Genomic DNA, 5,194 nt, shown 5'->3' on the forward strand with positions numbered 1-5,194 from the left:
AATATGCGCGAAGCTGCCCGCAAGATCGCCCATGCCCCGTTGCTGAAGGTCAAGCTCAATGGCGAAAACGTCCTTGAGTCGGTCCGTGCTGTGCGTGAAGGTTCGCCCAAGGCCCGCATCATTGTCGATGCCAACGAAGCCTGGTCACTTGATCTGCTCGAAGATATCGGTGCCGAACTTGATGGCCTGGGTGTCGAGATGATCGAACAGCCGCTGCCTGCCGGGCAGGATGATGGCCTGATCGATATCGATTGCCCGGTGCTTCTGTGTGCTGACGAGTCTGTTCATACGATGGCTGATATTCCGCGTCTGGCCAATCTCTATGACATGATCAACATCAAGCTCGACAAGACCGGTGGTCTCACCGGCGCGCTTGAGCTGGCCGAGGCCGCATCCAAGGCCGGCATGCAACTGATGACCGGCTGCATGGTCGGAACATCGCTTGCCATGGCGCCCGCCATGATCACCGGTGCGATGTCGCGTATTGTCGATCTGGATGGCCCGATCTGGATGGCCAAGGATCGCGATCACGCTCTGACGTTTAAAAACGGTGTGATGGGGCTGCCCGATCGCGAACTCTGGGGTTGATAAGGCTAAACGCTATACAACGGCATAATCGCCCTGTTATCGGGACGATATAAGACGGCGCACCGGCAAACCGGTGCGCCGTTTTTATTTCCAATGTAAAAAAAACGGCACCCGAATTTTCGACCCAAGGTAGAAAAGCCAAGGGAAATTTTTTTTACAGCCAGATATGGTGGGTTGCGGGTTAACTTTTTGTTTACGAATCAGCATCTTGCGGTCGGTCTTGACCGTTTTAAAGCTCCATTTCGGCCCATCTGCTGCATGACGCCACCCTAATGTATAGTTGTGTCTTGGACCAAATAAAGGAACGATGAGACATCTATATAAAGGGCCTGTGTGGCCCGCTTAAATCTGGTTGGAGCGGTTCGCGTGGATTCAGGCCCTCAGGAAAATAGCAGTCCGTCAAAAAAGACGTTTCGATGCTGCTATCGGGATTTTCTCTACACGCCACGGCATGCAGAACTCCTGCATCTGCGCCGCAAGGAATCGATCCAGCTTACCGCCCGTTTCGCAGCCCTTTTCGTTCTTGTCCTGACGCTTGCCGTTCCGTTCTGGGACGGGGCCTTTGCCGCTGAAATGTGGTCTTCGCAGACCTTTATTCTGCGGCTTCTGGTGGCGGGGGTTGCGCTGGTGGTTCTTACCAACCGCGCGGTCAGTGCGCGATTGCGCCGACGTTTTCCGTACCTGCCGATGCTGATGCTGATTGTCGCGGCAAGTTTGCTATGTGTCTTTGCTGGCAATGATCCGCTTGCAACCGATTACATGCACAGTTCGCACAGCTTCCTTCTGATCGGTCTGGTGATGATGATTGCCATCATGCCCGTCACCCTGGTCGAGGCCGCCGTTCTTTCAGTGCCATTTGCCGTGTTGCTTGTCATCGGGGCGCAAAGCGGACTTGCGACCGGGTTCGTGCCGTTTGAAATGCTGCTGGCATTCCTGTTGCCGCTGGCGCTGGTATCGGCCCTTGTGCAGTTGTATCGCACGGTTACCGCCGCCCATGAAATCGCCATTGATCCGCTGACCAACTGTTATACCCGTGCCTTTGGCATGGAGATGATCCGGGTCAGCTTCGAAGGCGCACTGCGCAAGAAAGTCCCCTATACCGTTGCCTTCATCGACCTTGATGATTTCAAGCAGATCAATGATCGCTATGGCCATGATTACGGCGACCGCATTCTTGGCGAGGTCGGCAATAACCTGATCCATCGTTTCCGCCGTTCTGACATGGTCGTGCGCTGGGGCGGGGAGGAATTCCTGGTCCTGTTGCCCGAACTGGGCCGTGCCCGCGCTGTCGAGGTGCTTGAGCGTGTCATGGCACCGGGGCTGGCAAAGCTTGAAAACGGGCAGGTGCAGCGCGCCAGTGTCGGTCTTTCCGAACGCATCGAAGATGCCATTGCCTTGCCACAGAACCTGATCGACCTTGCCGATCAGCGCATGTATGAGGCCAAAAAACGCCAGGACCGCGATGACCTCGTCGCCCAAGGCTATTCCGGGCGGCGCAATACTGTAAGCGCTTTGGCGTCCCCGTCGACCACCAATGCCCCCTCGGTTGATCGCAGCGTGAACTAGCGCCTGCTGTGAGCCCGGACTGGGCTCTGTTGCCCAACGCACGCGTCCGGTCCCGACTCTATCCTCTCCTGATCCATAGAACCCTGTCTGACGGACATCTCATGGCGGCGCATGCCAGCGTCGATCACGGTTGAGGCTTGTACTGTGCAGGCAGAATCGGGCCAGGGAAAGGGATGGAATCGACTTGAACTCGCGCCAGGCTGGTTCGGATTCGCGTCGATTCTCTCACCTTTTTCGAAAATTCCATTTTCTTCGGTGATCAAAAAATAGCCGCGAGATGTGAAATTTGCGGGCGTTTGGGGTGCAATGCCTCAAAATAATGCACAAAAAAGAAGCAGTAATATTTCTGACAAAAAAATAGTCAAAAAGCTGTTGCGTCCTGTCCGGTGAATGGGTAATGTTCATTTGTGCGCTGCGGTAGGACGCAGTGCATTCCGGCGAGCGACTTGTCGCTCGTTTCTTGGACGTTTCCTCCCTAGACTTGGGCCGCTGTCACAGGCGGCCTTCTTTTTTTGCCTAAATTCAGCCCTTTAGCCAGATTTAAAGCATCTGCTCAGCGCCTGAACATCTCATGTGTTTTGGAATTGTTAGAATGGTGCGGTGCAAATCAACTTGGGGTCATGGCGGCGCGCAGATACGCCAAGGGCGCTGCCCGGCAATATCAGGAAGCGCCCTTTAAAGTCCCTTTGGACTTCTATTCGGCTATTTTTCGCGCGTTGGATTGCCATCGGGGATATTGCCATCCCCGTCACCCATACCACGCTGCATGATCACGCTATCGACCCAGCGGCCCATTTTAAAGCCGGCCGACTGAAGCGTACCCGCCACCCGGAAACCCAGACGCGCATGCAACCCGATGGATGCGACATTGGCGCTATCGCCGATCACGGCAATCATCTGGCGATAGCCAAGGGCGGTGACGCGCTTGATCAGCTCCGCAAGCAACGCACTGCCTGCCCCCTTGCCGACGACTTCGGGTGCTATGTAAATCGTATCCTCGACCGTGAAACGATAGGCCGGACGGGTCCGGTATGCCCCGGCATAGGCAAATCCCTCAACCCTTCCATCGACATCTGCCACCAGATAGGGCAGGCCGCGTTCGCGCACATGTTGCCAGCGCGATGTCAGCTCGGCGATTTCAGGGGCGCGTTCCTCAAACGATGCCAGGCCATGCAGCACGTGATGGCCGTAAATCTCGGTGATCCGTTCAAAATCTTCGGGTTCTGCATCGCGGATGACCAGATCGCTTAAAACGTCACTGGTATCGATGGTATTGCTCATTAGAACGGGTTCCCGTCGAGATCATGAAAGCGCGATATCAGATCGGTCATCTGATCCCGCAGGGTGTCAAATCCGCGATGCGGGCTGATTGTCGTTTCATCCATATAAAGCGCACGAGAAAGCTCGATCTGAAGGCTGTGCACATGCTCTTGCGGGCGACCGTAATGGCGTGTGCAATAACCCCCGGCATATGGATCATTGTGCGCGGGCGCAAAGCCCATATCGCGAAAACAATCGTCCACAAACCGCGTCAATGACGGGTGGCAGGAACTTCCATAGCAATCGCCAAGCACCAGATCAACGCGGTTTTTTGCGCTGTCGCACGAATCCCCGGGCATCGAATGGCAATCAATCAGAATGCAATAGCCAAACGTTGCCCGCGTCAGATCAATCAGCTTCTGCAACGCCGTGTGATAGGGGCGGTAATAGGTATCGATCCGCGAAAGCGCTTCTTCGGCGGGCAGGCGGGTCTTGTAAATCTCGACCCCGCCACTGACCACGCGCGGGATGGATCCCAACCCCGAAAGGGCGCGCATCGAATTGATCTCGTTATCTTCGGGCAGGTCGCCATCAAACATCCGCGGATCGAGTTCCATCGCCGCCCGGTTTACATCGACATATGCGCGCGGAAATGTCGCACACAGCAAAGGCGCGCCAAGCTTCGGGGCAGCCGTGAATAACTGATCGACAAAGGCATCTTCAGATGCGCGCAGCTCAAACGCGCCAATACGCGCCCGTTCAATCAGATCCTGCGGGTAATGGCGGCCTGAATGCGGGGATGCAAACACCACCGGCAGGGTTTGCCGTGGTGGCAGGATAACGGTGGCGGGGCCAGTTGAGGCGAGTTCCGAAGGCAACTGGTTCATTGTCTTTCGTAATGTCCATCCCTTATGACACGGATTTGGGCTTCGTCGTGCGTCTTGCGATCCATTATCATACTATCTTCTAGCATATGGGAATTGCCACGGATTTGATGAACATTTTTTGTCAAAAAACCATTTCTGGGGTTGCGCCAAGGTCCGCCTTGGGCTAAATACCGCCTCGCCGACGCAAACGGCACAGACCGGTGTTTTGGTTACAAAGCCTCGGTCTTTCGAAAGATGGATTTGCGGGCCTATAGCTCAGTTGGTTAGAGCGTTCGCTTGACATGCGAGAGGTCACAAGTTCGAGTCTTGTTAGGCCCACCATCTTTCAAACCCATAGGGGCCTATAGCTCAGTTGGTTAGAGCGTTCGCTTGACATGCGAGAGGTCACAAGTTCGAGTCTTGTTAGGCCCACCATTCCCACCCCGCCGGGTTCCCGTGCGGGGTTTTGTGTGTCCGGACCAAGCCCTATCGCATCTGCGCGATACTCTTTCTGAACCGAAGCGCACTAAACGCAAAAAATCCAATCCCGATCGCAAACACCAGCAGGAATTCCGGCCAGACCACCTCAATGCCAGCCCCCCGGAACAGGATGGCCTGTGCGTATTTGACGAAATGGGTCGCGGGCGAGAACTGCATGATGTTCTGCAAAGTCTCCGGCATGCTTTCAAGCGGCGTGCTGCCCCCTGAAAGCAATCGCAACGGCAACACCACCAGAATAAACAGCAGGCCAAATTGCGGCATGGATCGCGTCATGGTGGCGAGGAAAATGCCAAGGGCCGTGGCAAAGAACAGATAGATCACCACACCGCCCATGAACAAAAGCTTCGATCCGGCAATCGGAACGCCCAGCACCAGCTCGACCACGAAAACAAGCGACAGCATGCAGGCAATCA

5 protein-coding genes and 2 tRNA genes are annotated in these 5,194 nt (G+C 55.4%); 4 read left to right on the forward strand and 3 right to left on the reverse strand.

The features are described from left to right. Both B3Z49_RS06360 and B3Z49_RS06365 read left to right on the forward strand, forming a co-directional pair. Positions 1-588, forward strand: a 588-nt coding sequence (locus tag B3Z49_RS06360) for an enolase C-terminal domain-like protein (protein WP_296989073.1), incomplete at its 5' end; no start/stop codon positions are given. A 366-nt stretch (positions 589-954) separates the two neighbouring features. After that, positions 955-2,154 carry a GGDEF domain-containing protein gene (locus B3Z49_RS06365; RefSeq protein WP_120225009.1) on the forward strand — a complete coding sequence of 400 codons (1,200 nt, stop codon included), beginning with the start codon at positions 955-957 and terminating at the stop codon, positions 2,152-2,154. A 702-nt stretch (positions 2,155-2,856) separates the two neighbouring features. On the opposite strand, the gene B3Z49_RS06370 is transcribed toward B3Z49_RS06365, so the two are convergent. Beyond that, positions 2,857-3,435 carry a GNAT family N-acetyltransferase gene (locus tag B3Z49_RS06370; RefSeq protein ID WP_296989078.1) on the reverse strand — a complete coding sequence of 193 codons (579 nt, stop codon included), beginning with the start codon at positions 3,433-3,435 and terminating at the stop codon, positions 2,857-2,859. After that, a complete protein-coding gene (locus tag B3Z49_RS06375) occupies positions 3,435-4,301 on the reverse strand; it encodes an N-formylglutamate amidohydrolase (RefSeq protein ID WP_064780658.1) in 867 nt (288 codons plus the stop codon). The genes B3Z49_RS06370 and B3Z49_RS06375 overlap by 1 nt, the downstream gene beginning before the upstream one ends. Before the next feature lie 244 nt (positions 4,302-4,545). Between B3Z49_RS06375 and B3Z49_RS06380 the strand changes: the two genes are divergently transcribed. Both B3Z49_RS06380 and B3Z49_RS06385 read left to right on the forward strand, forming a co-directional pair. Beyond that, a tRNA-Val gene (locus B3Z49_RS06380) sits at positions 4,546-4,622 on the forward strand. Positions 4,623-4,638: 16 nt separating this feature from the next. Beyond that, positions 4,639-4,715 (forward strand) — tRNA-Val (locus tag B3Z49_RS06385). 51 nt (positions 4,716-4,766) lie between these two features. On the opposite strand, the gene B3Z49_RS06390 is transcribed toward B3Z49_RS06385, so the two are convergent. After that, on the reverse strand, positions 4,767-5,194 hold a 428-nt coding region (locus B3Z49_RS06390; protein ID WP_296989086.1), incomplete at its 5' end, for an ABC transporter permease.

Source organism: Thalassospira sp. UBA1131 (assembly GCF_002311515.1).
Classification (GTDB): domain Bacteria; phylum Pseudomonadota; class Alphaproteobacteria; order Rhodospirillales; family Thalassospiraceae; genus Thalassospira.

Bases quoted from the DNA above. Each gene is read 5' to 3' on its own strand.
- B3Z49_RS06370 (WP_296989078.1), bottom strand. From the start codon at position 3,435: ATGAGCAATACCATCGATACCAGTGACGTTTTAAGCGATCTGGTCATC.
- B3Z49_RS06375 (WP_064780658.1), bottom strand. From the start codon at position 4,301: ATGAACCAGTTGCCTTCGGAACTCGCCTCAACTGGCCCCGCCACCGTT.